Here is a 23,824-nt window from a genome sequence, read left to right on the forward strand (position 1 = left end):
GTGGACGCAGCACAGGACCTGGTCGTCCAGCTCGTCGGTACCCCGTGGGCGTTCTTCGTGGTCGGCCTCGTGCTCGCCGTGGGCAGCGTCGCGGTCTTCCTGCCCAGCCAGGCACTCGTCGTCGCGATCGGCACGCTCCTGGTGGGCGGTGACGGCGGTCTCCTGCCGGTCCTCTTCCTCGTCGTCGCGGCGTCGATCGGGATGGTCCTCGGCGACCTCGGGCTCTACCACCTGGCGCGGTCGGTCGACCTCGGCTCGAGGTCGTGGTTCGCGCGTCCGAAGGTCCGCGCGGCCCGGGACGCCATCGACGGCCGCTACCGTGCCGCCCCCGGGCGCATCGCGGTACTCGGACGCTTCATCCCGATGGGCCGGTTGACGACGAACCTGGTCGGCGCGGACAGTGGGCTCGACCTCCGGCGGTTCCTGCTCAGCTGTGTGCTCGCCGACGTCGTGTGGGCCGCGTACTGCGTCGGCATCGCCTCGGCCACCGGGCGCTGGAGCCGCGAGCAGCCCTTCCTCGTCACGACCCTCGCGGTCGTGGCGTCGATCCTTCTCGGCCTCGCGATCTCCGCGATCGAGAAGGCCGTGCGACGACGGAGTGAGGCTGCGGCCGCGGCCTGACGAACGTAGGCTGGGCAGCCCGTTCGAAGGAGAACCCGTGCTGCTCGACGACCTCGTACCGGACCCCGACGCGCTCGAGCGCATCGCCACCGGCAGCACCTGGGCCGAGGGGCCTTGCTGGATCCCGTCGACGCGCACGCTGCGGTGGTCCGACATCCCGGGCGACCGGATCCTGCAGTGGCACGCGGACTCGGGGGAGACCTCGGTGTACGCGGACGCTGTCGAGTTCACCAACGGCCGCACGCTCGACCGGGACGGCAGCGTCGTGCAGTGCTCGCACGGGCTGCGTCGGGTCTAGCGGGACCGAGACGGCGTCGTCACGCCGATCGTCGACGTGTGGGACGGCGGTCGGTTCAACTCCCCGAACGACGTCGTGGTCGCGCGGGACGGCGGCGTCTGGTTCACCGACCCCGCCTACGGCATCACCCAGCCGCGCGAGGGACACCCGGGCGTGCGTGAGTACGGCGACCACTGGGTGTTCCGGTGCGGCCCGGCGGGTGAGGACCTGCGGCCCGTGGCGACCGACCTGGACGAGCCGAACGGCCTGGCCTTCGACCCGGACGAGCGGGTGCTGTACATCGCGAGCTCATCCGGTGACGAGCCGGTCATCCGCGCCTACGACCGTCGTGGCGACCTGCTGAAGAACGGTCGGGTGTTCGCGCGGCTCGAGCCCGGAGAAGGCGCGCCGGACGGCATCCGGGTCGACGTGCACGGCAACGTCTGGTCGTCCTCGCACCGCGGCGTCGTCGTGTTCGACCCGACGGGTGCCCGGATCGGTGCGGTCGCCGTGCCGGAGGTCACGTCGAACCTGTGCTTCGGCGGCGACGACGGCACGACGCTCTTCCTGACCGCGACGACGTCGGTGTACCGGATCGCCACGACGACGCGGGACGCTGCCGTATCCTGACTCGGCCATGCAGTGCGACTACTTCGACCGCGGGGTGTGCCGGTCGTGCACGCTCATGGGCCAGCCCTACACCGACCAGGTCCTCGACAAGGAACTCCGCACGCGTGAACTCCTGCACGCCGCGGTCGAGGCCGCCGGGGGCCCCGGAGCGGTCTCCTGGTCGCCCGCGATCACGAGCCCGGAGTCGGGGTACCGGAACAAGGCGAAGATGGTCGTGGGCGGGTCCGTCCAGCACCCGACCGTCGGCATCCTCGACCACCGGCAGCGCGGGGTGGACCTGCGGCACTGCGGGATCTGCACGCCCGGCATCCGGCACGCGTTGCCCGTGCTGGCCGAGTTCGTCTCGACCGCCGGGCTGATCCCGTACGACGTCGCCGCGCGCCGGGGTGAGCTCAAGTACGTCCTGGTCACCGAGTCGCCCGACGGCGAGTTGATGATCCGGTTCGTGCTGCGTTCCGAGGGGCAGCTCCCGCGGCTCCGCCAGCACCTCGACGCCCTGCGTGCCGCACTGCCGAACGCGGTCGTGGTGACCGCCAACCTGCTGCCCGAGCACAAGGCCGTCACCGAGGGCGACCGCGAGATCGTGCTGACCGAGCAGGAGACCCTGCCGATGCGGCTCGGCGGGATCACGATGCACCTGCGGCCGCAGAGCTTCTTCCAGACGAACACCGGCGTCGCGACCGAGCTGTACGCGCAGGCGACGGCCTGGATCGACGAGCTCGACCCCGCGTCGATGTGGGACCTGTACTCCGGCGTCGGCGGGTTCGCGCTGCACGCTGCCCGTCCCGGCCGCGTGGTGACCGGCATCGAGACGAGCGCCGAGGCGATCCGCTCCGCCAAGCAGTCCGCTCGTGAGGCCGGCCTCGAGGGCCTCCGGTTCGCCGCCGACGACGCGACCGAGCACGCCCTCCGGGCCCGTCCGGACGCGGTGCCCGAGCTCGTCGTCGTGAACCCTCCGCGTCGCGGGATCGGGGAGCGGTTGTCGACCTGGCTCGAGGATTCGGACGTCCAGCACGTCGTCTACTCGAGCTGCAACCCGGTGACCCTGGCGAAGGACCTGGCGCGCATGCCGTCGTTCCGGCTGCGTCGGGCCAGGGTGCTCGACATGTTCCCGCAGACCGGTCACCTCGAGGCCGTGACCCTGCTCACGCGGGCCTGATCCCGACCGCCGATCGGCATTGCCAGGGAATTGCCAAGGACACGTACCCGGGTACGCCTCGATCACCATGGCCATGGGCATCGAGCCGTTCAGGTTCTGGGGCGGGGTACATAGCATGCACGGGTAGAACCGTTTGTCTCGGTTTGATAACGGTCAAGAGTTTCCTATGGTTGCCGACCGAGGTGCCGCCGGCCCGATGACCACTGCCCCCGGTGGCGCACCCCCACAACTGACCGCGATCGGTCGGGGTGGGCAGTGGATCCCGCAACAGATGCGGCTCGTGACCCCGGTGGAGCAATCACATGAAGAAGCTTTCCCGTACCCGCACCATCGTCGGCGGCCTGGCGTTCGCCGGCATCGCCGCGACCGGTGTCGGCCTCGCGGCAGCCCCCGCGAACGCAGCGTCCGGTTCGACCTGGGACCAGCTCGCGCAGTGCGAGTCCGGCGGCAACTGGGCCATCAACACCGGCAACGGCTACTACGGCGGCCTGCAGTTCAACCTCGGTACCTGGCAGGCGAACGGTGGCGCGGGCAACCCCGCCTCCGCCAGCCGCGAAGCCCAGATCGCCGTCGCCGAGCGTGTCCTCGCCTCGCAGGGCTGGGGTGCATGGCCCGCCTGCTCCGCCCAGCTCGGGCTGAGCGGCACCAGCGGTGCAGCCCCCGCCGCGGCGGCTCCGGCCCCCGCACCGGCTCCGGCGCCCGCACAGCAGGCCGCCCCGCAGCCCGCTGCTCCGGCACCGGCTCCCGCCGAGCAGGCTGCCCCGCAGCCGGCCGCGCCGAGCACGACCGAGTCGACGCCCGCCCCGGCAGCGACGACGCCGAGCAAGCCGGCCCCGGTCAAGACGAGCGGCAAGACGTACACGATCGCCTCGGGTGACACGCTCGACACGATCTCGACGAAGCTCGGGATCGACGGCGGCTGGAAGCAGCTCTGGGCCGCGAACACGTCGACCATCGACGACGCGAACCTGATCTACGCCGGCCAGGAGCTCCAGCTCCCCGCCTGATCTCTCCGCAGACCGAACACGACGACGCCCCACGACCTCGAGTCGTGGGGCGTCGTCGTGCGTGCGGTGCCGGGCTACTGCGGGTTGTCGCTGAGCCAGCCGGCGACGTCGTCGGACCGGAGCGCCTGGGACAGTGACCCGACCTCGAGCTGGTTCAGCGTCACGATCGACTGTCCGTCCGGTGACGTCCCGGAGCCCGCCGTCGGCACCGTGAAGGTCACGAGGTCGTCGGCCCGGACCGCGCGGAGCGACCACCCGAGTTCCGCCATCCGAGCGAACGTGAACCCCGCGTCGACCGACAGGTGCTCACTGGTCGCGGCGACGAAGTCCTGGATGCGCCCGGGGTTGGTGACCGTGCCGCGGGACAGCAGTCCCTCCACGACGCCGCGCATGAACGCCTGCTGGTTGCGGACCCGGGTGTGGTCGGCGTCGGCGAAGGCGTGACGCTCCCGCACGAAGGCGAGTGCGTCGGCGCCGTCGAGGCGGTTCGTCCCCGCCACGAAGTCGTGGTGGGCGGTCGAGAAGGCCTGCGGGGAGGACACGGTCACGCCGCCGAGGGCATCGGTCATGTCCTCGAACCCGGTGAAGTCGATCTCGGCGACGTGGTCGACCCGGACGTCCAGGAGATGCTCGACGGTCTGCACGGTCAGGGGTACCCCGCCCCAGGCGTACGCGGCGTTCATCTTGGCGCGCCCGTGCCCGGGGACCTCGACCCAGGAGTCCCGCATGATCGACATCAGGTAGACGTGCTGACGATCGGCGGGTACGTGCGCCAGCATCAGGGTGTCCGAGCGCCCGCCGGACGTCGAAGGGCCACCATCGGGGTTGCCCTGCGCCCGGGAGTCGGAACCGATGAGCAGGACGTTCTCGCCGGTTGTCGGAGTCGGTCGGGTGCCGCTCGGGAACGGGTTCGTGATGGTCTCGCGCCCGGCGTCGAAGCTCCGAGCGAGACCGCCGACGAACGCACTCGCGACGACGGCGACGACCAGGGCGACGCCGACGAGCGAGCCGAGCGTCGTGATCAGCGCGACGAGGAACGGCCGCCGCCGCCGTCTGCTGCTGGCGGCGTGGTGAGCGTGTGCAACGGCCGCGCGGGCGGCTCGGCGTTCGGACATGCGGGGCTCCTGTGGTCAGGTCGGCACGCACCGACCACAGGATCTTATCGCATGTGGTATTTCATAAACAGTGTTTCACTCGGACTGCGGCTTGCCGAGCAGTTCGCCCAGCGCCGATCGGAGCGCCGGGTCCTCCGGCAGGACCTCGCGCTCGATGTGCCGCGCGGTCTCCCAGGCGGACCGGCCAGCGGGCGTCACGCTCACCACGCGGCGCCGACGATCGGCGGGGTGCGGGGTGCGCTCGACCAGGCCGTCCCGCTCCATCCGCTCGAGCGTGCGGGACATCGTCTGCGGCTGGACCCGTGCGGTGCGGGCGATGGTGTCCGCGCCGGTCGGACCGGTCCGGATGAGGATGTCGATCGCGACGACCGCGGCGTGCGAGAGCCCGATGGCGCGGAGTCGTTCGTCCCAGTCCCGCTCGACGGACCGTGCAGCCGCGGACAGCAGGCGCCCGAGGGGCCACTGCTCGCTCGTGTCCTGCATGCCGTGATTCTATGGTCGTCAGCAGCGCTCGACGGTCAAGTAATCAGCATGCTGACGATCGGTGTACGCTCACCGACGTGTCCCGCTTCCTCCGCATCGTCCTCCCCGCGCTCGTCATCGTGGTCTGGCTCGGCATCGCCTCGGTCGGCGGTCCCTTCTTCGGCAAGACCTCCGAGGTCTCGACCAACGACCAGACCTCGTTCCTGCCCGCCTCGGCCGACGCCACGAAGGTGCAGGAGCGGTCCTCCGAGTTCCGCGACGAGTCCGGAGCGCCCGCGATCATCGTCCTCGAGCGCGACGGCGGCCTGACGTCGACCGACCTCGCCGACGCGAAGGCACTCACCACGACGCTGTCCGACCGCGCCGACGTCGATGCCGTCAGCCCGGTGATCCCGAGCGAGGACGGCGACGCGGTCGAGATCGTCGCCACGCTCACGCAGGACGCCGAGACCGGGGACGCGGTCGAGGCCATCCGGGCCGACGTCGACGACGCGCTGCCGTCCGGTGTCAGCGGCTACGTCACCGGCCCAGCCGGGTTCACCGCGGACCTGACCGAGGCCTTCGCCGGCATCGACGGGCTGCTGCTCGGGGTGGCGCTCGCCGCGGTGTTCGTGATCCTGATCATCGTCTACCGATCACCCCTGCTGCCCGTCCTCGTGCTCGGGACCGCCACGTTCGCCCTGTGCGCCTCGATCCTCGTGGTCTGGTGGCTCGCCAAGGCCGACATCGTGACGGTCAACGGGCAGGTCCAGGGCATCCTGTCGATCCTGGTGATCGGCGCGGCGACGGACTACGCGCTCCTGTACACCTCGCGCTTCCGGGAGGCGCTGCGCGACCACCGCACCGGCTGGGACGCGACGAAGGCCGCCCTGCGGGGGAGCCTCGAGCCGATCCTGGCCTCGGGCGGCACGGTGATCGTCGGGGTGCTCTGCCTGCTGCTCTCCGACCTCAACTCGAACAAGGCGCTCGGCCCCGTCGCGGCCATCGGCATCGCGTTCAGCCTGCTCGCCGCCCTGACACTCCTGCCCGCGCTGCTGCTCGCGTTCCGCCGCGCGGCGTTCTGGCCGCTGCGTCCCGCGTTCGGCAGCGCCCACCCCGTGCTCACCGGTCCGGACGCCGGCGGCATCTGGGCGCGCGTCGGCCGGCTCGTCGCCCGTCGGTCCCGGGTGGTGTGGATCGTCTGCACGGTCGGTCTGCTCGCGATGGGTGCCGGCCTGTTCGGACTCGAGGCGGACGGGGTGCCGCAGAGCGACCTGATCATCGGGTCGTCGCAGGCCCGTGACGGTCAGGACGTGCTGGCCGACCACTTCCCGGGCGGCTCGGGCAGTCCCGCGCAGGTCATCGGCGCGGAGCGCGACTTCGACCAGCTCGTCGACGCGATCACCGCGGTGGACGGGGTCGACGGTGTCGTCGCCGCAGCGAAGGACAGCCCCGCCGGGACCGTCCCGGTGACCGGGTCCGCCGCCGGCAGCAGCACGCCGACCGTCTCCCGCGGTGACGTCCTGCTCGAGGCGACGCTGTCCGACGCCGCCGACTCGGACGCCGCCGAGCAGACCGTCCGCGACCTCCGAACCGCCGTCGAACGGGTCGACCCGGGAGCGATCGTCGGTGGCGTCACCGCGACGGCGGTCGACACGAACGACACCGGCATCCGTGACCGCACGCTGATCATCCCCGTGGTGCTCGTCGTGATCCTGCTGATCCTGATGCTCCTGCTCCGCAGCATCGTCGCGCCGCTCGTGCTGATCGGCAGCGTGATCGTGTCCTTCGCGGCGGCCCTCGGTGTCGGAGCGCTCGTCTTCGACCACGTGTTCCACTTCCCGGGCGCGGACCCGAGCGTGCCGCTGTACTCGTTCGTGTTCCTGGTGGCACTCGGCGTCGACTACAACATCTTCCTCATGACACGAGTGCGTGAGGAGGCGCTGCGGCACGGTCCACGCGAGGGTGTCCTGCGCGGACTCGGCGTGACCGGCGGGGTGATCACGTCGGCGGGCGTCGTGCTCGCCGCCACGTTCGCCGCCCTCGGCGTGATCCCGATCCTGTTCCTCGTGCAGATCGCGTTCGTCGTCGCGTTCGGTGTCCTGCTCGACACGATCGTGGTCCGTTCGCTGCTCGTGCCGGCGTTGGCCTACGACCTCGGGCACCGCGCCTGGTGGCCGTCGCGCCTCTCGCGCACGAACCCTGACATGTGACACGCTGGACCCATGCCAGTTCCCTCGACGCAGCCCGCTGCCGAGCGCAAGCTCCTCCGCGACACGGTGCAGGACAAGATCCGCGACGCCATCATGGACGGCACGCTCGAGCCCGGGGAACGGCTCAACGACGACGACCTGATCGCCTGGCTCGGGGTCTCCCGGACGCCGATCCGCGAGGCCCTCGCCGAGCTCGCCCGGGCCGGCCTCATCGAGATGGCGCCGAACCGCTACACCCGGGTCGCGGCGCCGACGAAGGGGGAGCTCCTCGACGCGTACCGCACCCTCGGCGTGATCTACGGCGGCGTCGTGCGGCTCGCGGTGCCCCGGTTCACGGACGCGCAGCGCAGGAAGATCGTGAAGATGCTCGACGACGTGCACGCGCGGGTGAGCGCCGACGAGCAGGACCAGGTGGCGCGCGACGGAGCCGGCATCTACGCCATGTGGGCGGATGCGTGCGGCAACCCGTCGCTCGTGCAGCTCTGCAACTCGACGACGGACGGGCTGTCCTTCAAGCTCCGCGTGCCGGAGCTCGCCGAGCTCCTGCCGGCCGACGTGATCCTGCCCGAGCTGACGAAGCTCAAGGACGCCGTGGTCGCGAAGGACCCGATCGCTGCGGAACTCGCCATGGAGGCGATCCACCTGCTCCCGTCGCGCGACTAGCGCGACTAGCGCGCCGAGCGCGACCAAGGGGCGGACTGGAGGCCCGTGGCGACCCCGCCACGGGCCTCCAGTCCGTCACGGGGTGACGGCGAGTACGGGGTGACCTTCCAGGCGCATCCCATGTCCGTTCCCCGCGCGGCGGTTATGGTTTCCCGGTGAGCAACGAACCCGAGCAGACGACCGAGCCCGCACACCGCGGTGCTGCGACGCCGCGCCACGGGCGCCAGAAGCGACGCGCAGGCGTCGTCTTCCCGGCCGTCGCGGGGGTGCTCACGATGGCCCTCCTGCTGGGCGTCGGGTACGCGGGGTACGCGTACAACCAGCTGTCCGACGGCGTCACGATCGTCAACGCGATCACCGGCAAGAAGGACACGAAGGACGACGTCGACGGCAAGGCGCAGAACATCCTGCTCGTCGGGGACGACCACCGGCCGGAGAACGCCACCCCCGAGCAGATGGCGGAACTGAGCACGACGTCGGACGGCGGTGCGACGAACACCGACACGATGATCGTCCTGCACATCAACGCCGACGGCAGCCAGGCGACGATGATCTCGTTCCCCCGCGACTCGTACGTCGACATCCCGGACGTCGGCAAGGGCAAGCTCAACAGCGCCTTCTACTACGGCACGCTCAACGGCGGCGGCGACACCGGCGGTGCGAAGATGCTCATCAAGACGATCGAGAACCTGAGCGGTCTGCAGATCGACCACTACGTCCGCGTCTCGCTGCTCGGCTTCTACCAGGTCGTCAAGGAACTCGGCCCGGTCGACGTCTGCCTCAACCAGGCCACCAGCGACCCGTACTCCGGCGTCGACCTGCCCGCGGGCAAGTCCTCGCTCAACGCGAAGGAGGCGCTGTCCTTCGTGCGACAGCGCCACGGCCTGCCGAACGGTGACCTGGACCGCAACGTCCGCCAGCAGTACTTCCTGTCGCAGGAGGCCCGGAAGGTCACGTCGGCGGGGACGCTGCTCAACCCGGTGAAGATGGGGAACATCCTCAAGGCCGTCGGCGGATCGATCCAGACCGACACCGACCTCATCGACCTGGCGTCACAGATGCGCAACCTGCGGCCCGGCAACATCCAGTCCGCCACGATCCCGACGCTCGGCACGCCGACCATCTACGTGAACGGCTCCGCCCTGTCGATCGTCGAGGTCGACACCGTCGGCCTGCCCGCGTTCGTGCAGGGCCTGGTCGGCGAACCCGAGGCGTACACGAAGGCGGGCCGCGCACAGCCGGCGAACACCTCGGTCACCGTGCTGAACGGCAGCGGGGTCGAGGGCGCTGCGACGGCTGCGGGGCAGGTCCTGACCGCCCGCGGCTTCCAGGTCGCCCCGGCCGGCTCGTCCGCGACGACGAAGACCACCCAGGTGCAGTACCCCGCCGGTCAGGAGTCGCAGGCGAAGGCCATCGCGTCCGTGGTGCCCGGCGCCGTCGCCGTCCGCACCAGTGCGGTCACCGGTGTCACGCTCGTGCTCGGCACCGACGGCAAGACCGCGAAGCCGATCGCGACCGAGCCGAGCGCCGGGGCCTCGACGCCGTCGACCGGCGGTTCGAGCACCGGCTCGAAGCCGACGAAGAAGCCCGCGAAGGAGCCGACGCCCAAGTCGACCGACGTGCACAACTACGGCACCGAGGGCACCTGCATCAACTGATGGGAACCCGCCGGGCAACCGATCGGTAGGTTCACGGTGTGACCAGCGCCGCACGCCCGATCGTCCTGATGACCTACAACATCAAGAACCCGGACCCCGCGCACGACTGGCCGGCCCGCCTGCCGGTCGTGCTCGACCTGATCCGCCGGCACGACCCCGACCTGCTGTGCGTGCAGGAGGCCTTCGCGCACCAGATGGACGACCTGCGTGCCGGCCTGCCGGACCACGCCGACGTCGGACAGGGGCGCGAGGGCGGTGACGCCGGCGAACACGCGGCCGTCTTCTACCGCCGCGAACGGTTCCGGCCGTCCGACGAGGGGTCGTTCTGGCTGTCGGACACCCCGGACGAGCCCGTCTCGAACACCTGGGGCAGCCTGTACCCGCGGATCGCGAACCACGCCCGGTTCCTCGACGCCGAGGGGCCCGCGTTCACCCTGCTCACCACGCACCTGGACCACGAGCCCGGTGCGCACGGTGACGCGGTCCGGGGCCGGAGTGCCGCGCTCATCGCCGAACGACTGGCGGGCACCACCGGCCCGGTCGTGTTCGCGGGGGACTGCAACGAACCCGCGGGCAGCGGGACGGCCTCGCGGGTGTTCGCCGAGGCCGGGTTCGCCGACGCCTGGCTCGCCGTGGGGGACCCCGCCGACCGCACCGCCACGTTCAACGACTGGCAGCCGCCGGTCGGCTCGGGCGAGCGGATCGACTGGGTGCTCACCCGCGACGTCAGCGCCGTGGACCGCGTCGTGATCGACCACGACGGCCCCGAGACCTGGTTCGCCAGCGACCACTTCCCGGTGATCGCGACACTGCGGGTCTGAGTCGCTTCAGCAGCTGCGCTGCGCGTGGACGGGCATCGGTGAACCGAGCACCGTGACGGTCGTCTCGTTCGTCAGGGCGGAGACCCCGTTGGTGCCAGCGTCGTCGGAGTGCTCACTCGACTCGTCGTCGTCGTGCCGGTCGGCCCAGCCCTCGCGGAGCAGGAGCTGCCAGGCGCGCGAGTCGTCCGAGCCGTAGGACACCCGCTCCGAGCGGGGAGCGTCGGCGATCTCGTCCGCGATGTCGTCGCCCACCCGGACACCGCCCGGGCCGATCAGCTCGATCTGCCGGCCGAGCACGCTGCGGACCGAGTCGCGCAGCACCCGGATCTCGACGGCGTTGCCGGCCGCCGCGTCGGTCGTCAGGGCTGCGACGCGGATGGCGCCGCCCCAGGTGTAGGTGGTGCCGGCGGGGAAGCACGCCCCGCCGTCTCCCTCGGCCGTCTGCGTGCGGGACGGTGTGCCGAGCAGACGGTTCAGGACGCTCACGGTCAGACCGGAGTCGCGCATCGAGGACTTGACCACGGTGTCGTCGCCGTTCCGGAGCACGAGTGCCTCGGCGTCGAGCTCGATCGAGTCCACCCGGCGGAGTTCCGCCTTCGTCACGTGCACCGGAGCGGCGTCGTGCGAGGTCTCGGCGGCCACGGCCACGTCTGCCCCGAGCCCGGCGGTGCCGTCGAACGCGAGCGCACTGGCCGAGAAGGCCAGCACGGCGGCGCCGAGCGCCAGCAGGGTCCGAGGAGTCACCGTTCGACGGTAGGGCCTCGATCGGAACAGAACGACAGGTGTTACCGAATCGGAGCCTGCCCGTCACCGGACCGTGACAAACGAGGATCACGCACCTGCGGCCCTGGAGCGCTGCGGTCGACGGGCGCAGGCCGCTCCGCGCAACGGGGGACAGCCTCCTGGACGGCCCGCAGCGACCCCCTGCGTACCGTCGGCGGCATGACGGACCAGCAGAACGACCAGACCGGGCCTGACCAGTACGTGATGCAGGACCCCACGAAGATGTACGCCGACAAGAAGCCCGACGAGCAGTACCTCGAGGGTGCCGGCACCGACGCGGAGATGGCGCAGAACGTCCCCGCCGACCACGGTGAGGACACCTACCGCGGCTCGGGTCGTCTGACCGGCCGCAAGGCGCTCGTCACCGGCGGCGACTCCGGCATCGGCGCCGCTGTGGCCATCGCTTACGCCCGCGAGGGTGCGGACGTCGCGATCTCGTACCTGCCCGAGGAGCAGGAGGACGCCGACCGCATCGTCGCGCTCATCGAGGCAGCCGGCCGCAAGGCCGTCGCACTGCCGGGCGACATCACCTCGCTCGAGGTCTGCGAGCAGCTCGTGGCCGACGCGGTCGAGCAGCTCGGTGGCCTCGACATCCTGGTGAACAACGCCGGCAAGCAGCAGAACGTCGACGACATCACCAAGATCTCCGACGAGGAGTTCGACGAGACCTTCAAGACGAACGCCTACGCGACGTTCCGGATCACGAAGGCCGCCGTGCCGCACCTGCAGCCCGGCTCCACGATCATCAACACGACGTCGATTCAGGCGTACGCCCCGTCGCCGCACCTGGTGCACTACGCGGCCACGAAGGCGACCGTGAACAACATGGCGAAGGGCCTGGCCGCGCAGCTCGCGCCGAAGGGGATCCGCGTCAACGCGGTTGCTCCGGGCCCGATCTGGACGCCGCTGCAGCCGGCCGGCGGTCAGCCGCCGGAGGCGCTGCCGAGCGCGGGCGAGCAGACCTACCTGGGCCGCTGGGGCCAGCCGGCCGAGCTCGCGCCGGCCTACGTGTTCCTGGCGAGCGGTGAGTCGTCGTACGTCGTGGGCGAGACGCTGCACGTCGACGGTGGGATGCCGACGCCGTAGGGCGCTGTTCCTGACGGGACTCTGACGGGAGGCGCGGTGCCGGTGGGTACCGCGCCTCCCGTCGTCCGTGTGGTCCGGTCCACGGCGCCTGGTCGCGTCAGCAGCTGACGGAGCGCGCCATCCGCTCGAGGAGCTCGCGCGCCGACATCGCGGCGGCCAGCTCGACCTCGACGGGGTTGATGCCGATCGCCTGCTCGAACGCGCGACGGCGAGCCTGGTCGGCGATCGGCACCTCGGGGCGCTGGGGCAGCACGGCGATGGCCCGGGCCGCCGCCTCGAACGCACCGACGGGCCGTCCGAGCTGTTCCCACATGGCCCGGACGTCGTGCGCCACCTGGTCGGGGTCGCCGCCGAACTCGAAGCCCGTCGAGGCCATGGTCGCGAGTCCCTGCGCTGTGGGGTCGTTCGGGGTCATGCCCGCATGGTCGCACGGACGGCCGCGAACCGGCTCGACGTCGTGGTCTGTCCCCCCTTGTGCCGACACCCGTACCGGGGATTCTGGTGTCCCCCGTTCTGCGTTTGGATGGAGGTACCCCGGACCCGGGGTGACACGGACAGGACGTCCGGGGACGACGGAGGGCACGATGCTCGAACACACCAGCGCCGACACGCAGGCCGCAGCGGCCGCGGCGGCCACGCTGCACCTGCGGATCACGATCGTGGGTGCCACCGTCGACCTGCTCCGGGACGTCCCCTTCCACGAGGCCCGGCCGGTGCAGGTCGCCGAGCGGATGGGCATCAGCGTCGCCGAGCTGGAGCAGCACTTCCCGTCGTGGGACGGCCTGGTCCTCGCCGCACTGGACCGCTGGAACGGTGCCCGGATGGACGAGGTCACGCACGAGGTCGGTGACGGCTCGACCGTGGACCTGCTCCGCGCCATCGTCGCCTCGAACGCCGAGGACCCGGCCCTGATGCGCCTGCTCGTCGCCCTGCTGTCCGTCGCGGGCAACCCGGCGCACCCGATGGCGACCTACCTGCGGTCGCGGTACCAGCTCTTCTTCGCGCAGATCAAGCGCGGCCTGGAGCACGACGTCGCGATCGGCCGTGCCCCGCACACGATGGACCCCCGCCGCGGTGCCGAGCAGCTCATCGCCCTGTACGAGGGGCTGCAGCTCCAGGCCCTGCTGCGCTCCGAGCTCGACCTGGTGGCGGCGTTCGACCGCGCGGTCGCCCGGCTCGAGCGCGGCTGGATGGAGCGGTACGAGCCGCAGGCCGCCCGCCGTCTGGCGATGTGGGACGACGACGACTCGGGCAGCTGGGAGATCTGACCGGCGGTTCGTCCGCGGAGCGCGTTCCCCGCGTCGTCGTGCAGCGCCCCGCGGGTACTCCGGGAGGCGCAACCTGACGGAAGGAACCGACATGGCAGCACCGAACCCCATCCAGGTCCAGAAGTACCTGAGCGGCATCGACTACCCGGCGTCCAAGGACGACGTGGTCTCGACGGCCGAGCAGGAGGGCGCCCCGGACGACGTCCTCGAGGCGCTCCGCGCGATCCCGGACGGCGAGTACGACGCCCCGACCGCGGTGTCGAGCGCGGTGTCCGACGCCGGCTGAGCGCGGCGGACCCACTTGGTGAGCAGAAGAGGTCGGGTGCGTGCATCGCACTCGACCTCTTCTGCTCACGAAGCGCCTTACGGAGCGGTGCCGGCCGAGCCCGCGCCGCTCACGAAGCGCCGTTTGAGCGCGACCCGCGCGGCACCGAACCGTCGCCGGGGTCGTACCCGGTGTCACGGATGACGCGCAGCGCCGTGGTGTCGTTGTGGACCGAGTGCACGACGACCCGACGCGTCCGGCGGAGCGCTCGACGGGCACCGGGCGTCGCGAAGAGCCCGCCGAGCACCAGGCCTGCGCCGATCCCGAGTGCCACGGACACCGCCGCCACGAAGTCGAGCGCGGCGCTCGACGACCCGGACATGAAGTTCAGCAGGGCGTTCGACACGGCGACACCGGGCAGCAGCGCCCCGCAGAACGCCGGCACCGCGATCGCCGCCACGGCCGTGCGCATCCGGACGGCCGCGTAGGTCGAGAGCACCCCGAGCAGCACCGCCGCCAGGAACGTCGCCCCGAGGAGCGGCAGCCCGGCCTGCCGCAGCGCCCACAGCGCGGCACCGGCGGCGACCGAGAACACCACGGCGACCGGGATCACGCGGGCGCTCGCCTGCTGCACGAAGCAGTTCGCGCCCGCCGACACCACGGTCAGCGACAGCGACGCCCAGAGCGGCAGGGTCTGCGTCACGATGCCGGACGGGTCGACCTCGATCCGCAGCCAGTGCGTCATCGCGATCCCGGCCGGCACCCCGACCACGATCGCGGCGATGACCAGCCCGATGTAGAACGCCCGGGCCACGGCCATCGCCCGGAACCCCGAGATGGCGTCCTGCGCCCAGGTCACCAGGGACGGGTGCGGCAGCAGGAGCACCACGAGCGCCGCCACCATCGTCGCCGCACCGTTCGCGTTCAGCACGCCGGCCCAGATGGCCAGCGTGCCGATCGCCGACGCCACCGCGCCCTGCGCCCCGGACACGAAGAACTGCGGGTACCCCCGGTCGGTCAGCCAGCGCCCGGAGACGATGATCCCGAGCATCAGCACGAACGCCCCGAGTCCGGCCCGCCACCCGCCTCCGGCCTGCACGGCGATCGAGATGCCGAGGATCGACAGGCCGACGTCGGACAGCCACATCGGCCACCGCGGCGGGAGTCGCAGGACGGCGACCAGGGCGCTCACCGCCGAGGTCATGTCGCGGTCGTCGTGGATCAGGTCGTCGACGATCTGGTTCGCCCGCGCGAGCTTGTCGAGGTCGGAGCCGTCCGACCGCACGGTGCGGACCTTGACGAGCGGCGGGACGTCGGCCGGGGCGTACTGGATGGTCACCGAACTGCCGGAGAAGTCGAGGTCGAGCGGCGCGAGGTTCCACTTCGTCGAGACCGCGACGACCGCCGTCTCGACGCTACGGGTGTCGGCACCCGAGGCGAGCATGACCTCGGCCAGGTCGAGGCAGAAGTCGACGATCTGGGTCGCCGTGTACTGGTCGCGCCCCTTGGCGTCGGGCTCGACGTGCTCGTAGATCGTCCCGCGCAGGCGGGCTCGTGCGTCGCGCAGGTCGTGCTGCGCGAGGCTGCGGCGTCGTGGCCGGGGTGGGCGGCCCGGCTTGTGCGGGCCCGGGGGGTGCTGCTCGGCCATCACGCCATGGTGCCAGTCGACGGCGGCCGAGTCCGGACGTCCGCTGGACGCCTTCGGATCAGCCCCGGCGGCGCGTGCTCAGACGACCGAGGGCGAACGCCGCGACGACCGCGCCCACCAGCACGAGGACCGGTCCCACCGTCGCTTGCCATGGGCGGCTCCCTGCGACGAACGCGTAGTCGGACAGCGGGGCGAAGGCTGCGAAGCCGAATGTGAAGGTCGGAGTCGTCAGCACGAACACGATCCCGACGACGACGGCCAGCAGGCCGAGCCAGAGGGCGACGAGGGTCGGGGTGGCGAGGAAGCGGGGCACGGCACCCAGCGTAGGTGGACGACGGACGGGAGGCCCGTGGCGGGGTCGCCACGGGCCTCCCGTCCGTCAGGTGGTGACGCTCCTACGTCCCGCGCCTACTGCTCGAAGGTCGCGTGCAGCGTGATCTCGACGCCGGTCAGCGCCTTGCTGACGGGGCAGGTCGCCTTGGCGTCCTCGGCGGCCTTGAGGAAGGCGGCCTCGTCGATGCCGGAGACCTCGCCGCTGACGGTCAGGACGATGCCGGTGAGGCGGAAGCCGCCGGCCGGGTCCGGGCCGAGCGAGACGTCGGCCTTGACGTCGAGGGCCTCGACCGTGCCGCCGGCCTCGCCGAGGACCGCGGAGAACTGCATGGCGTAGCAGGCGGAGTGTGCGGCGGCGATGAGCTCCTCGGGGCTCGTGGTGCCCCCGGCGTCCTCGGCGGTGCGCTTCGGGAACGAGACGTCGTACGTGCCGACCTTCGAGCTCGAGAGTTCGACCTGGCCGGAACCGTCCTCGAGGCCGCCGTTCCAGGCGGTGCGTGCGGTGCGAGTGGGCATGCCCGCTCCTTTCGTGTGGGGGAGCGGCCCCGAACGGGACCACCGCTCCTGAGTCAATCGGAGAACGACCGTTCTCGCAATGGGCTCACGGCGAAGACGCAGGTCTGCCCTACGATCTGGCACATGGGGGACAGCAGCGTGACGGGTTTCCGCGGGGCCGTGCTCGAGCAGGGTCCGGTCGACGTGACGAACCCGGTGGTCGCCTGGCTCCGGTTCTGGACGCAGGGGTGGCGGTTCCACGGGCGGGCGAGTCGCTCGGAGTTCTGGTGGGTGGTCGCGCTCGAGCTCGCGCTGGTCGGGGTCGCCCTCTGGGTCGTCGGCGTGCACGGGACCGGCGGGCGGTGGGAGATGTACGTGGACCCGTTCGGGGTCGTCCCGTCACCGCGGGTCTCGTTCCACCTGATCGACCGCGGGCGGGACGGGTGGTTCGGCTGGGGCAGCGGTGGGCGGGACGTCTGGCCGGACGCGTGGGACCTTGCGATCCTCGTCCCGACGATCCTGACCATCGTGCCCCGGTGGTCGCTGCTCGTGCGGCGACTGCACGACCGGGACCATGCCGGGCTGTGGATCCTGCTCCTCGTGTTCACCGGACCGCTCGGCGCGGTCGTGCTGGGTGTCATGGTGGCGCGGTCGTCGCGCCCTGGTGGGGCACGGTTCGACCGCGGACTGTTCGCGGGAGGGCGTGGTCCCGAGGCAACTGGGCGACACATGTCGTCCTCAACGACAGGTGTAGCGTGAAGGGCGATCAAAGGAGAACCCCATGCGCGCCGTCGTGTTCGAGCAGTACCAGACCTTCCCGTCCCTGACCGAGGTCCCGAAGCCCGCACCCGGGCCGGGTGAGGTCCTGCTCAAGGTCGCCGGCGCCGGTGCCTGCCACTCGGACGTCGCCGTGTACCGCGAGTTCCAGCAGGGGCAGCCGGGAGCCCAGGCCCCCGCCTTCGTGCTCGGCCACGAGAACTCCGGCTGGGTCGAGGCCGTCGGCGACGGGGTCACCGGCTTCGCCGAGGGCGACGCCTACCTGGTCTACGGGCCGGTCGGCTGTGGGCACTGCTCGTACTGCTCGAAGGGGCAGGACACCTACTGCGAGAACGCCGCGACGAACCCCTACATGGGGATCGGCCTCGGGCGCGACGGTGGCATGGCGGAGTACGTGAGCGTCCCGGCGCGGAACCTCGTGCCGCTCGGCGACGCCGACCCGGTCGCCGCCGCACCGCTGAGCGACGCCGCCCTCACGCCGTACCACGCGATCAAGAACTCCCTGCCGAACCTGGCTGGTGGCGGTCGCTTCGCGCTCGTCGTCGGCCTGGGCGGCCTCGGGCAGATCGCCGTGCAGATCCTCACGGCGCTCACCGGTGCCACGGTCATCGCGACCGACATGAAGCAGGACGCGATGGACCGCGCTGCCGCCCGTGGCGCGATCACCGTCCCCGGCGGCCCGGACCAGGCCGAGCGCATCCGCGAGATCACCGGCGGACGTGGCGTCGACGCGGCCTTCGACTTCGTCGGTGCCACCCCCACGATCAAGGTCGCGCAGGCCTCGATGGCGGTCGGCGGGCGGTTCACCGTCGTCGGGATCGCGGGCGGCACCACCGAGTGGAACTTCTTCGCGACGCCGTACGAGTCGACGATCACCAACACCTACTGGGGCACCATCGAGGACCTGCACGAGGTCGTCGCGATGTACCGCGCGGGGCAGATCGTCCCCGACGTCGAGCGCTACGCGCTGTCCGACGCGCTCGAGGCGTACCGGAAGCTCGAGGCCGGCGAACTCTCGGGTCGCGCGGTGGTCGTCCCGACGCTCTGAGGCCCCCGGCGTGCCTGGTCGATTCGGGCGTACCTGATGGGTTCGGTGTACCTGATGGAATCGGGCGTACCCGGTCGGAAGTTCTGACCAGGTATGCCCGATTCCACTTTCCAGTGCGGGTGTTCTGGGAAGGAACGGGCGCCGGTCAGCGTCCCGCGGCGTAGCCCTGCGCGCCGCGCGGGTTCGCGGCAGCGCCCAGGATCCCGGTGTCCGGGTCGCGGGTGACGCACGACAGCCGGCCCAGGCTCCAGTCACCGCCGCGGGTCACGACGTGTCCGCGGGCCTCGAGCGCCGCGATGACCTCGTCGCCCAGGCGGTCCTCGACGACCAGTCCGGCGGGCTCCCACGTGCGCGGCCAGAACGACCCCGGGAACGACGTGGTGTGCAGCGCCGGTGCGTCGATCGCCTGCTGCGGGGAGTAGCCGCCGACGATCCAGCGCAGCAGGAACAGCAGCTGCCACTGGTCCTGCTGGTCACCGCCGGGGGAACCGAGCGCGGCGACCGGCTGCCCGTCGTGGAGCACCAGGGTCGGGGTCAGCGTCGTGCGGGGGCGCTCGCCGGGCCGCAGGGTCGAGGCCGTGCCCGGTTCGAGCCACGTCATCTGCAGTCGGGTGCCGAGGCAGAACCCGAGCTCGGGGATCGTCGGCGACGACTGCAGCCACCCGCCGGACGGGGTCGCGCTGACGATGTTGCCCCAGCGGTCCACGACGTCGATGTGGCACGTGTCGCCGCGGGTCTCGCCGTCGGGGGTGACGAACGGCTCGCCGCGGTCCTCGAGCGGAGCGGCGGGCGGGACCTCGGTGTCGGCTTCGGCCGCGCGGGCGACCTGCACGGTCGGCTCGCCCACCCCGACCGACCCGGCGGAGTCGTACGAGGTCCGGACCGGCGGCAGCGCGTGCTCGACCCCGGCGATCGTGCCGGGTCGGAGCTCGGCCGAAGCACGCTCGCCGATCAACGTACGACGTTCGTCGGCGTAAGCGTCGGAGAGCAGGACGTCCATCGGGACCTCGCCGTCGCCGTAGAACGCCTCGCGGTCGGCGAGGGCGAGCTTCTGCGCCTCGACGATCGTGTGCGCGCCGAGCTCGGTCGACGGGTCGAGCAGGGCGTCGTCGAGCGGTTCGAGCAGCCGCAGCGTCTGGAGGAGCGCCGGACCCTGGCCCCACGGTCCGGTCTTGGCGATCGTGCAGCCACGGAACTCGGCGGTCATCGCGGGTTCGTACGACGCGCGGAACGCCGCCAGGTCGGACGCCCGGATGACCCCGGCGTGGTCGGTGCCCGACGCGTGCCGGTGCGGTTCGCGGACGAACCGGTCGATCGCCTCGGCGACGAACCCCTCGGCCCATTCGGACCGGGCCGCATCGATGCGGCCGGTCCGGCTGCCGGCACCGGCGCCGGCCTCGATCAGCCGGTCGAGCACTGCGGCGAGTGCGTCGTTGCGCACCAGGTCCCCGGGGACCGGCACCGTGCCTCCCGGCAGCCACTGCGTGGCGGAGGTGGGCCAGTGCTGCTCGAACAGGCCGCGCACGGCGGTGATCGTCCGGACCACCGCAGGTGCGACCGGGTGGCCGTCGCGGGCGTACCCGATCGCGGGGGCGAGGACGTCGGCCAGTTCCCACGTGCCGTGGTCGCGGAGCAGGAGCAGCCAGGCGTCGACCGCGCCGGGGACGGTCGCGGCCAGCGCGCCGGAGCCGGGGACCAGGTCGAGGCCCTCGGCGCGGTAGTGCTCCGGGGTCGCGCCCTCGGGCGCGGGACCCTGACCGACCAGCACCGTCGGCACGGGGTTGACCGCCGTCGCGAAGACCGCCGTCAGGTCGCCCCCGGGGCCGTTCAGGTGGGGCTCCACGACCTGCAGGACGAAGGCCCCGGCCACGGCCGCGTCGAACGCGTTGCCTCCGCGCTCGAGCACCGACTGGGCGGTCGCCGTCGCGATCCAGTGCGTCGACGCCGCCATCCCGAACGTGCCCCGCAGGTCCGGACGGGTGGTCTGCGCAGCGGGCGGGACGAAGGCGGGGTTCGGCGTCGACATGGTCCCATCCTGTCCCGCGGCGATCGGCTCCGTGCTGTACACCCCCCGTCCAAGGGGTTGTGCACCCCGCGCAGAAAAGCGAACATCGTTCGGCGACTCGTGCAGGGCGAGCGCCGAACGACCGCGCGCTCGCACGGTCGGTTCCAGGGCAGGGGATCCATGACCACCACTCCGTCGACCGTCGCACGTGCGCGCCGACTCCCACGCATCGCCGGCGCCGTGACGGCACTGGCCCTGGCGGCGGGGGCGCTCGTGGCGACAGCCGAACCGGCAGCGGCCTCTGCGGTCTGGGTCGGCTCGGCCCCGGCCGGCACCAAGATCCTGCCCGGCGACCAGGTCACGTCGCCGAACGGCCAGTTCAAGCTCATCATGCAGGGCGACGGCAACCTGGTGGAGTACGGCATCGGCAACCGTGTGCTGTGGGCGTCGAACACCGCCGGCAACTCCGGCGCGATCGCCGTGGTCGGCAAGAACCGCGCCCTCGACATCACGAAGAACGGCAAGCGTGTGGCCCGCTGGGCCTCGGCCGGCACCGTGAACTCGACCGCGCTGAAGGTGCGCGCCGACGGCACGATGGCGCTGCTCGCCGGCAAGACCGTCGTCGTGAGCTGGAACGGCTACCAGGACCGCGTCCCGTCGGGGAACACCATCCTGGGCGGTACCGTGCTGCGATCCGACACCTCGAACACGCGCATCCTCAACATGCGCACCGACGGCAACCTGGTGCAGAAGGTCAGCGGTCGCGTCGTCTGGCAGTCGCGCACCGGCGGACACCCCGGCGCCTGGGCCGAGCTGCAGGCCAAGGGCAACTTCGTCATCTGGACCCGTGACGCCTCGCGCAAGAAGGTCGCGCTCTGGAGCTCGCGCACCAGCACCGCCGGGTCCGGCAACCTGCTCGTCCAGGTCGACGGCAACGTCGTGCTCTACGGCGCGAAGGACACCCGGGTCTGGTCGAGCCGGCCGGTCACCGGCCTGGCCTGGCCCGTCAACGGCACGAAGATCACCGGCCGGTACGGCGACGACCGCGGCGCCGGGCACGTGCCGCGCTACCACCAGGGCACCGACGCCCCGGTGCCGGTGGGGACGGCCGTGTACGGCTCCGGGACCGGGACGGTCACCAAGACCATCGCGAACGACGCGGCCTACGGCAACTACATCGTCGTCACGTACGGCATGACGGCGGTGCTGACGGCGCACCTCAGCAAGATCGAGGTGAAGCAGGGGCAGATCGTGAAGCTCGGCACCGAGATCGCGAAGTCCGGCAACACCGGGCAGTCGACGGGGCCGCACGTGCACGTCGAGACGCGGCGGAACGGCACCCTCGTCGACCCGCTGAAGAACATGCACTTCCGCTGAGGCGGGCGGGGCGGGGGCGTCCTCGCCCTGTGCATCGAGTGAGCAGAAAAGGTCGGGTGGCTCGAGGTCACTCGACCTTTTCTGCTCACTCGATGACGGGACTCGCACCGTGCGAGGGCGCCGGTATCCCGGTTTGTCTATGCCGCTTGTCTTGATGAATCAAGGGCAGTAGACATAGCCTGTGAAACGCCAGGCCGTGCTCAAGCGCATCAAGACCGCGGCACGTGCGGCTGGCCTCGAGTACCGCGAAGTGGAGCTCACGAACCACACCGGCATCATCGTCGGGTCGACCCGGAGCACCGTCGGGCGGCACTCCGAGATCGCCGACGGCACCGCTCGGGCGTTCTTCAAGCAGTTCGAGCAAGAGCTCGGGAAGGGGTGGTGGCGATGACCTACACGTCACGTGCGCATCGCGAGGGCAACTGGTGGATCGTGCAGAACGACCAGTTCCCCGGAGCGATCTCGCAGGTCCGGCGGCTCGATCTGGCTGCCGATGCCCAGCGTGAAGCGATCGCCTTCGTCGCCGAGGTCGATCAGGACGAGGTCACCGTGGTCATCCGCGCTGAGCTCGAACCAGCCCTGGCGCGCTCGCTCGAAGAGGCCGCCGCACTGCGGGCCGAGGCTGAGGCGAAGGAAGCCCGAGCCCTTTCGCTGCGGCGAGCGATCGCCGTTTCGCTGAAGGACGATGGCCTCACCTTGCGGGACATCGCGGTCGTCCTCGGTGTCTCCTACCAGCGGGTGCACCAGCTCGTGCACGAGGGCGAGCCGGCCCTGGCTGCGTCCTAGCGTTCGCACCCTCCTTGCGCGCCCCGTACGAGCGGTTCGTGGTAGCCCACGAACGGGGGCGGGACAATCGGCCCATCGTTGACAGGTCTTCAACTAGCGTTGCAGCGACCACAGGGGAGGAACAATGGAGTTCGAAGAGCGTCTCGCTGCGCTGGCGACGAAGGTGCAGAACCAGCGCGAGGCCATACAGACCGAAGAAGCGACGAAGAACGCGTTCGTCATGCCGTTCATCTCGACGATCCTGGGTTACGACGTGTTCAACCCGCTCGAGGTCGTGCCCGAGTTCACGGCGGACGTGGGCGTGAAGCGCGGCGAGAAGGTCGACTACGCGATCATGCGCGACGGCGAGGTGCAGATCCTCATCGAGTGCAAGAAGTCGACCGAGCCCCTGAAGATCGAGCACGCGTCGCAGCTGTTCCGGTACTTCTCCGTCACGAACGCCCGCATCGCGGTGCTCACGAACGGCGAGGTCTACAACTTCTACACGGACCTCGATGCGCCGAACAAGATGGACGACCGCCCCTTCCTCGTCCTCGATCTCGCCGACATCGACGAGACCCTGCTGCCGGAGCTCAGCAAGCTGACCAAGGACGTCTTCGATCTGGACTCGGTCATCAGTGCCGCCGAGGAACTCAAGTACGTCGGTTCCATCAAGCGAGCTATCGCCGCACAGTTCCGTGAGCCGGAAGAAGACTTCGTTCGCCTCTTCACGACGCGCGTCTACGACGGTCGCTTCACCCAGGAGGCCCGTACCCAGTTCACGACGCTGGTTGCGAAGGCGTCGAAGCAGTTCCTGAACGAGCAGGTGAACGACCGGCTCAAGACGGCACTCGGCGCTTCGTACAGTGCCCCCGTCGGAGCCGAAGCCCCAGCCGAAGCGATGACGAGCGCGGCCGTGGCTGAGGATGACCTCGACCGCGACACCGAGATCGAGACCACGCTCGAGGAACTCGAGGGCTACCAGATCGTCAAGGCGATCGCCTGCAGCGAGGTCAAGCCCGATCGCATTGCGCACCGGGACCAGAAGTCGTACTTCGCCGTCCTGCTCGACGACAACAACCGCAAGCCCATCGCGCGCCTCTGGTTCAACGGCAAGAAGCAGAAGTACCTCGGGCTGTTCGACGAGAACAAGGCGGAGACGAAGCACCCGATCGAGAACCTCGACGACATCTACCTGCACGCTGCAGCGATTCGGGAAGCTACTCAGCGATTCGCGAGCTGACGTTCGCTTCGTGAGCAGAAATGGTCGGGTCGCCCTCGGGGACCCGACCATTTCTGCACTCCAAGTGCGGGCAGCCTCGCACCGTGCGAGGGCGCGCCCGCGGCG

Annotated in this window: 24 protein-coding genes and 1 pseudogene; 17 read left to right on the top strand and 8 right to left on the bottom strand. The window is 71.0% G+C overall.

What is annotated here, in order from left to right; genetic code table 11:
* The 4 genes and pseudogenes from DEJ19_RS01940 to DEJ19_RS01955 all read left to right on the top strand — a co-directional run bounded on the left by DEJ19_RS01940 (position 1) and on the right by DEJ19_RS01955 (position 3,694).
* Positions 1 to 621 carry a DedA family protein gene (locus DEJ19_RS01940; protein WP_071404822.1) on the top strand — a complete coding sequence of 207 codons (621 nt, stop codon included), beginning with the start codon at positions 1 to 3 and terminating at the stop codon, positions 619 to 621.
* A 37-nt stretch (positions 622 to 658) separates the two neighbouring features.
* Positions 659 to 1,528 (top strand): annotated as a pseudogene (locus DEJ19_RS01945) (SMP-30/gluconolactonase/LRE family protein).
* Positions 1,529 to 1,535: 7 nt separating this feature from the next.
* Positions 1,536 to 2,687 carry a 23S rRNA (uracil(747)-C(5))-methyltransferase RlmC gene (gene rlmC / locus DEJ19_RS01950; RefSeq protein WP_111233599.1) on the top strand — a complete coding sequence of 384 codons (1,152 nt, stop codon included), beginning with the start codon at positions 1,536 to 1,538 and terminating at the stop codon, positions 2,685 to 2,687.
* Positions 2,688 to 2,989: 302 nt separating this feature from the next.
* Positions 2,990 to 3,694 (top strand): LysM peptidoglycan-binding domain-containing protein, encoded by a 705-nt coding sequence (locus DEJ19_RS01955; protein WP_071404824.1) that lies wholly within the window; start codon positions 2,990 to 2,992, stop codon positions 3,692 to 3,694.
* Positions 3,695 to 3,768: 74 nt separating this feature from the next.
* On the opposite strand, the gene DEJ19_RS01960 is transcribed toward DEJ19_RS01955, so the two are convergent.
* Together DEJ19_RS01960 and DEJ19_RS01965 are read right to left on the bottom strand one after the other, a co-directional pair.
* Positions 3,769 to 4,809, bottom strand: a complete 1,041-nt coding sequence (locus DEJ19_RS01960; protein WP_111233600.1) for an LCP family protein — start codon at positions 4,807 to 4,809, stop codon at positions 3,769 to 3,771.
* A 75-nt stretch (positions 4,810 to 4,884) separates the two neighbouring features.
* Positions 4,885 to 5,292 (bottom strand): MarR family winged helix-turn-helix transcriptional regulator, encoded by a 408-nt coding sequence (locus DEJ19_RS01965; RefSeq protein WP_111233601.1) that lies wholly within the window; start codon positions 5,290 to 5,292, stop codon positions 4,885 to 4,887.
* Between the two features lie 77 nt (positions 5,293 to 5,369).
* Here DEJ19_RS01965 and DEJ19_RS01970 point away from each other — a divergent pair, with 77 nt between their 5' ends.
* From DEJ19_RS01970 to DEJ19_RS01985, 4 genes are all read left to right on the top strand, one after another.
* Positions 5,370 to 7,484, top strand: coding sequence for an MMPL family transporter (locus DEJ19_RS01970; RefSeq protein WP_111233602.1), 2,115 nt, complete (start codon positions 5,370 to 5,372; stop codon positions 7,482 to 7,484).
* Between the two features lie 12 nt (positions 7,485 to 7,496).
* Complete coding sequence (locus DEJ19_RS01975; RefSeq protein WP_111233603.1) at positions 7,497 to 8,147, top strand: GntR family transcriptional regulator; 651 nt, start codon at positions 7,497 to 7,499, stop codon at positions 8,145 to 8,147.
* A 155-nt stretch (positions 8,148 to 8,302) separates the two neighbouring features.
* Complete coding sequence (locus tag DEJ19_RS01980) at positions 8,303 to 9,805, top strand: LCP family protein (RefSeq protein ID WP_111233604.1); 1,503 nt, start codon at positions 8,303 to 8,305, stop codon at positions 9,803 to 9,805.
* Between the two features lie 38 nt (positions 9,806 to 9,843).
* Positions 9,844 to 10,626 carry an endonuclease/exonuclease/phosphatase family protein gene (locus DEJ19_RS01985; protein WP_111233605.1) on the top strand — a complete coding sequence of 261 codons (783 nt, stop codon included), beginning with the start codon at positions 9,844 to 9,846 and terminating at the stop codon, positions 10,624 to 10,626.
* Positions 10,627 to 10,632: 6 nt separating this feature from the next.
* On the opposite strand, the gene DEJ19_RS01990 is transcribed toward DEJ19_RS01985, so the two are convergent.
* Positions 10,633 to 11,370 carry a hypothetical protein gene (locus tag DEJ19_RS01990; protein WP_111233606.1) on the bottom strand — a complete coding sequence of 246 codons (738 nt, stop codon included), beginning with the start codon at positions 11,368 to 11,370 and terminating at the stop codon, positions 10,633 to 10,635.
* Between the two features lie 198 nt (positions 11,371 to 11,568).
* Between DEJ19_RS01990 and DEJ19_RS01995 the strand changes: the two genes are divergently transcribed.
* The gene (locus DEJ19_RS01995; RefSeq protein WP_111233607.1) at positions 11,569 to 12,495 is read left to right on the top strand and encodes an SDR family oxidoreductase; all 927 of its coding nucleotides are present in this window, start codon (positions 11,569 to 11,571) and stop codon (positions 12,493 to 12,495) included.
* A gap of 97 nt (positions 12,496 to 12,592) precedes the next feature.
* Here the strand turns inward: DEJ19_RS01995 and DEJ19_RS02000 are convergent, their stop codons facing one another.
* Positions 12,593 to 12,910 (bottom strand): hypothetical protein, encoded by a 318-nt coding sequence (locus DEJ19_RS02000; protein WP_111233608.1) that lies wholly within the window; start codon positions 12,908 to 12,910, stop codon positions 12,593 to 12,595.
* Positions 12,911 to 13,079: 169 nt separating this feature from the next.
* Between DEJ19_RS02000 and DEJ19_RS02005 the strand changes: the two genes are divergently transcribed.
* Both DEJ19_RS02005 and DEJ19_RS02010 read left to right on the top strand, forming a co-directional pair.
* Positions 13,080 to 13,763 carry a TetR/AcrR family transcriptional regulator gene (locus tag DEJ19_RS02005; RefSeq protein WP_111233609.1) on the top strand — a complete coding sequence of 228 codons (684 nt, stop codon included), beginning with the start codon at positions 13,080 to 13,082 and terminating at the stop codon, positions 13,761 to 13,763.
* 91 nt (positions 13,764 to 13,854) lie between these two features.
* Positions 13,855 to 14,049, top strand: a complete 195-nt coding sequence (locus tag DEJ19_RS02010; protein WP_027467172.1) for a DUF2795 domain-containing protein — start codon at positions 13,855 to 13,857, stop codon at positions 14,047 to 14,049.
* A 109-nt stretch (positions 14,050 to 14,158) separates the two neighbouring features.
* Here DEJ19_RS02010 and DEJ19_RS02015 read toward each other — a convergent pair whose 3' ends face one another.
* The 3 genes from DEJ19_RS02015 to DEJ19_RS02025 all read right to left on the bottom strand — a co-directional run bounded on the left by DEJ19_RS02015 (position 14,159) and on the right by DEJ19_RS02025 (position 16,525).
* Complete coding sequence (locus tag DEJ19_RS02015; RefSeq protein WP_111040059.1) at positions 14,159 to 15,676, bottom strand: threonine/serine exporter family protein; 1,518 nt, start codon at positions 15,674 to 15,676, stop codon at positions 14,159 to 14,161.
* A 58-nt stretch (positions 15,677 to 15,734) separates the two neighbouring features.
* On the bottom strand, positions 15,735 to 15,989 hold the full coding sequence (locus tag DEJ19_RS02020) for a hypothetical protein (RefSeq protein ID WP_110865538.1): 255 nt from the start codon (positions 15,987 to 15,989) through the stop codon (positions 15,735 to 15,737).
* A 95-nt stretch (positions 15,990 to 16,084) separates the two neighbouring features.
* Complete coding sequence (locus DEJ19_RS02025; RefSeq protein WP_027467170.1) at positions 16,085 to 16,525, bottom strand: OsmC family peroxiredoxin; 441 nt, start codon at positions 16,523 to 16,525, stop codon at positions 16,085 to 16,087.
* Between the two features lie 123 nt (positions 16,526 to 16,648).
* Here DEJ19_RS02025 and DEJ19_RS02030 point away from each other — a divergent pair, with 123 nt between their 5' ends.
* Positions 16,649 to 17,263 (top strand): DUF805 domain-containing protein, encoded by a 615-nt coding sequence (locus DEJ19_RS02030; RefSeq protein ID WP_111233610.1) that lies wholly within the window; start codon positions 16,649 to 16,651, stop codon positions 17,261 to 17,263.
* Between the two features lie 22 nt (positions 17,264 to 17,285).
* Positions 17,286 to 18,329, top strand: coding sequence for an NAD(P)-dependent alcohol dehydrogenase (locus tag DEJ19_RS02035; RefSeq protein ID WP_111024593.1), 1,044 nt, complete (start codon positions 17,286 to 17,288; stop codon positions 18,327 to 18,329).
* 145 nt (positions 18,330 to 18,474) lie between these two features.
* Here DEJ19_RS02035 and DEJ19_RS02040 read toward each other — a convergent pair whose 3' ends face one another.
* Complete coding sequence (locus tag DEJ19_RS02040; RefSeq protein WP_111233611.1) at positions 18,475 to 20,355, bottom strand: gamma-glutamyltransferase; 1,881 nt, start codon at positions 20,353 to 20,355, stop codon at positions 18,475 to 18,477.
* 159 nt (positions 20,356 to 20,514) lie between these two features.
* Here DEJ19_RS02040 and DEJ19_RS02045 point away from each other — a divergent pair, with 159 nt between their 5' ends.
* The 4 genes from DEJ19_RS02045 (at position 20,515) to DEJ19_RS02060 (ending at position 23,719) form a co-directional block, all read left to right on the top strand.
* Positions 20,515 to 21,711 (top strand): peptidoglycan DD-metalloendopeptidase family protein, encoded by a 1,197-nt coding sequence (locus DEJ19_RS02045; RefSeq protein ID WP_110865535.1) that lies wholly within the window; start codon positions 20,515 to 20,517, stop codon positions 21,709 to 21,711.
* Positions 21,712 to 21,892: 181 nt separating this feature from the next.
* On the top strand, positions 21,893 to 22,102 hold the full coding sequence (locus tag DEJ19_RS02050; RefSeq protein ID WP_258377435.1) for a ribonuclease PH: 210 nt from the start codon (positions 21,893 to 21,895) through the stop codon (positions 22,100 to 22,102).
* Positions 22,099 to 22,497: a sigma factor-like helix-turn-helix DNA-binding protein gene (locus DEJ19_RS02055; protein WP_146250686.1), complete on the top strand. Its 399-nt coding sequence runs from the start codon at positions 22,099 to 22,101 to the stop codon at positions 22,495 to 22,497. The genes DEJ19_RS02050 and DEJ19_RS02055 overlap by 4 nt, the downstream gene beginning before the upstream one ends.
* Before the next feature lie 124 nt (positions 22,498 to 22,621).
* On the top strand, positions 22,622 to 23,719 hold the full coding sequence (locus DEJ19_RS02060) for a type I restriction endonuclease (RefSeq protein WP_111101227.1): 1,098 nt from the start codon (positions 22,622 to 22,624) through the stop codon (positions 23,717 to 23,719).
* Positions 23,720 to 23,824: the final 105 nt, after the last annotated feature.

The sequence above is a fragment of the Curtobacterium sp. MCSS17_016 genome (genome assembly GCF_003234255.2).
Classification (GTDB): domain Bacteria; phylum Actinomycetota; class Actinomycetes; order Actinomycetales; family Microbacteriaceae; genus Curtobacterium; species Curtobacterium flaccumfaciens.

Excerpts from the sequence above, each read along its gene's own strand:
- rlmC (WP_111233599.1), top strand. The coding sequence starts at position 1,536 with ATGCAGTGCGACTACTTCGACCGCGGGGTGTGCCGGTCGTGCACGCTC.
- DEJ19_RS01955 (WP_071404824.1), top strand. The coding sequence starts at position 2,990 with ATGAAGAAGCTTTCCCGTACCCGCACCATCGTCGGCGGCCTGGCGTTC.
- DEJ19_RS01960 (WP_111233600.1), bottom strand. The coding sequence starts at position 4,809 with ATGTCCGAACGCCGAGCCGCCCGCGCGGCCGTTGCACACGCTCACCAC.
- DEJ19_RS01965 (WP_111233601.1), bottom strand. The coding sequence starts at position 5,292 with ATGCAGGACACGAGCGAGCAGTGGCCCCTCGGGCGCCTGCTGTCCGCG.
- DEJ19_RS01975 (WP_111233603.1), top strand. The coding sequence starts at position 7,497 with ATGCCAGTTCCCTCGACGCAGCCCGCTGCCGAGCGCAAGCTCCTCCGC.
- DEJ19_RS01995 (WP_111233607.1), top strand. The coding sequence starts at position 11,569 with ATGACGGACCAGCAGAACGACCAGACCGGGCCTGACCAGTACGTGATG.
- DEJ19_RS02000 (WP_111233608.1), bottom strand. The coding sequence starts at position 12,910 with ATGACCCCGAACGACCCCACAGCGCAGGGACTCGCGACCATGGCCTCG.
- DEJ19_RS02005 (WP_111233609.1), top strand. The coding sequence starts at position 13,080 with ATGCTCGAACACACCAGCGCCGACACGCAGGCCGCAGCGGCCGCGGCG.
- DEJ19_RS02010 (WP_027467172.1), top strand. The coding sequence starts at position 13,855 with ATGGCAGCACCGAACCCCATCCAGGTCCAGAAGTACCTGAGCGGCATC.
- DEJ19_RS02015 (WP_111040059.1), bottom strand. The coding sequence starts at position 15,676 with ATGGCCGAGCAGCACCCCCCGGGCCCGCACAAGCCGGGCCGCCCACCC.
- DEJ19_RS02025 (WP_027467170.1), bottom strand. The coding sequence starts at position 16,525 with ATGCCCACTCGCACCGCACGCACCGCCTGGAACGGCGGCCTCGAGGAC.
- DEJ19_RS02030 (WP_111233610.1), top strand. The coding sequence starts at position 16,649 with ATGGGGGACAGCAGCGTGACGGGTTTCCGCGGGGCCGTGCTCGAGCAG.
- DEJ19_RS02035 (WP_111024593.1), top strand. The coding sequence starts at position 17,286 with ATGCGCGCCGTCGTGTTCGAGCAGTACCAGACCTTCCCGTCCCTGACC.
- DEJ19_RS02040 (WP_111233611.1), bottom strand. The coding sequence starts at position 20,355 with ATGTCGACGCCGAACCCCGCCTTCGTCCCGCCCGCTGCGCAGACCACC.
- DEJ19_RS02045 (WP_110865535.1), top strand. The coding sequence starts at position 20,515 with ATGACCACCACTCCGTCGACCGTCGCACGTGCGCGCCGACTCCCACGC.
- DEJ19_RS02055 (WP_146250686.1), top strand. The coding sequence starts at position 22,099 with ATGACCTACACGTCACGTGCGCATCGCGAGGGCAACTGGTGGATCGTG.
- DEJ19_RS02060 (WP_111101227.1), top strand. The coding sequence starts at position 22,622 with ATGGAGTTCGAAGAGCGTCTCGCTGCGCTGGCGACGAAGGTGCAGAAC.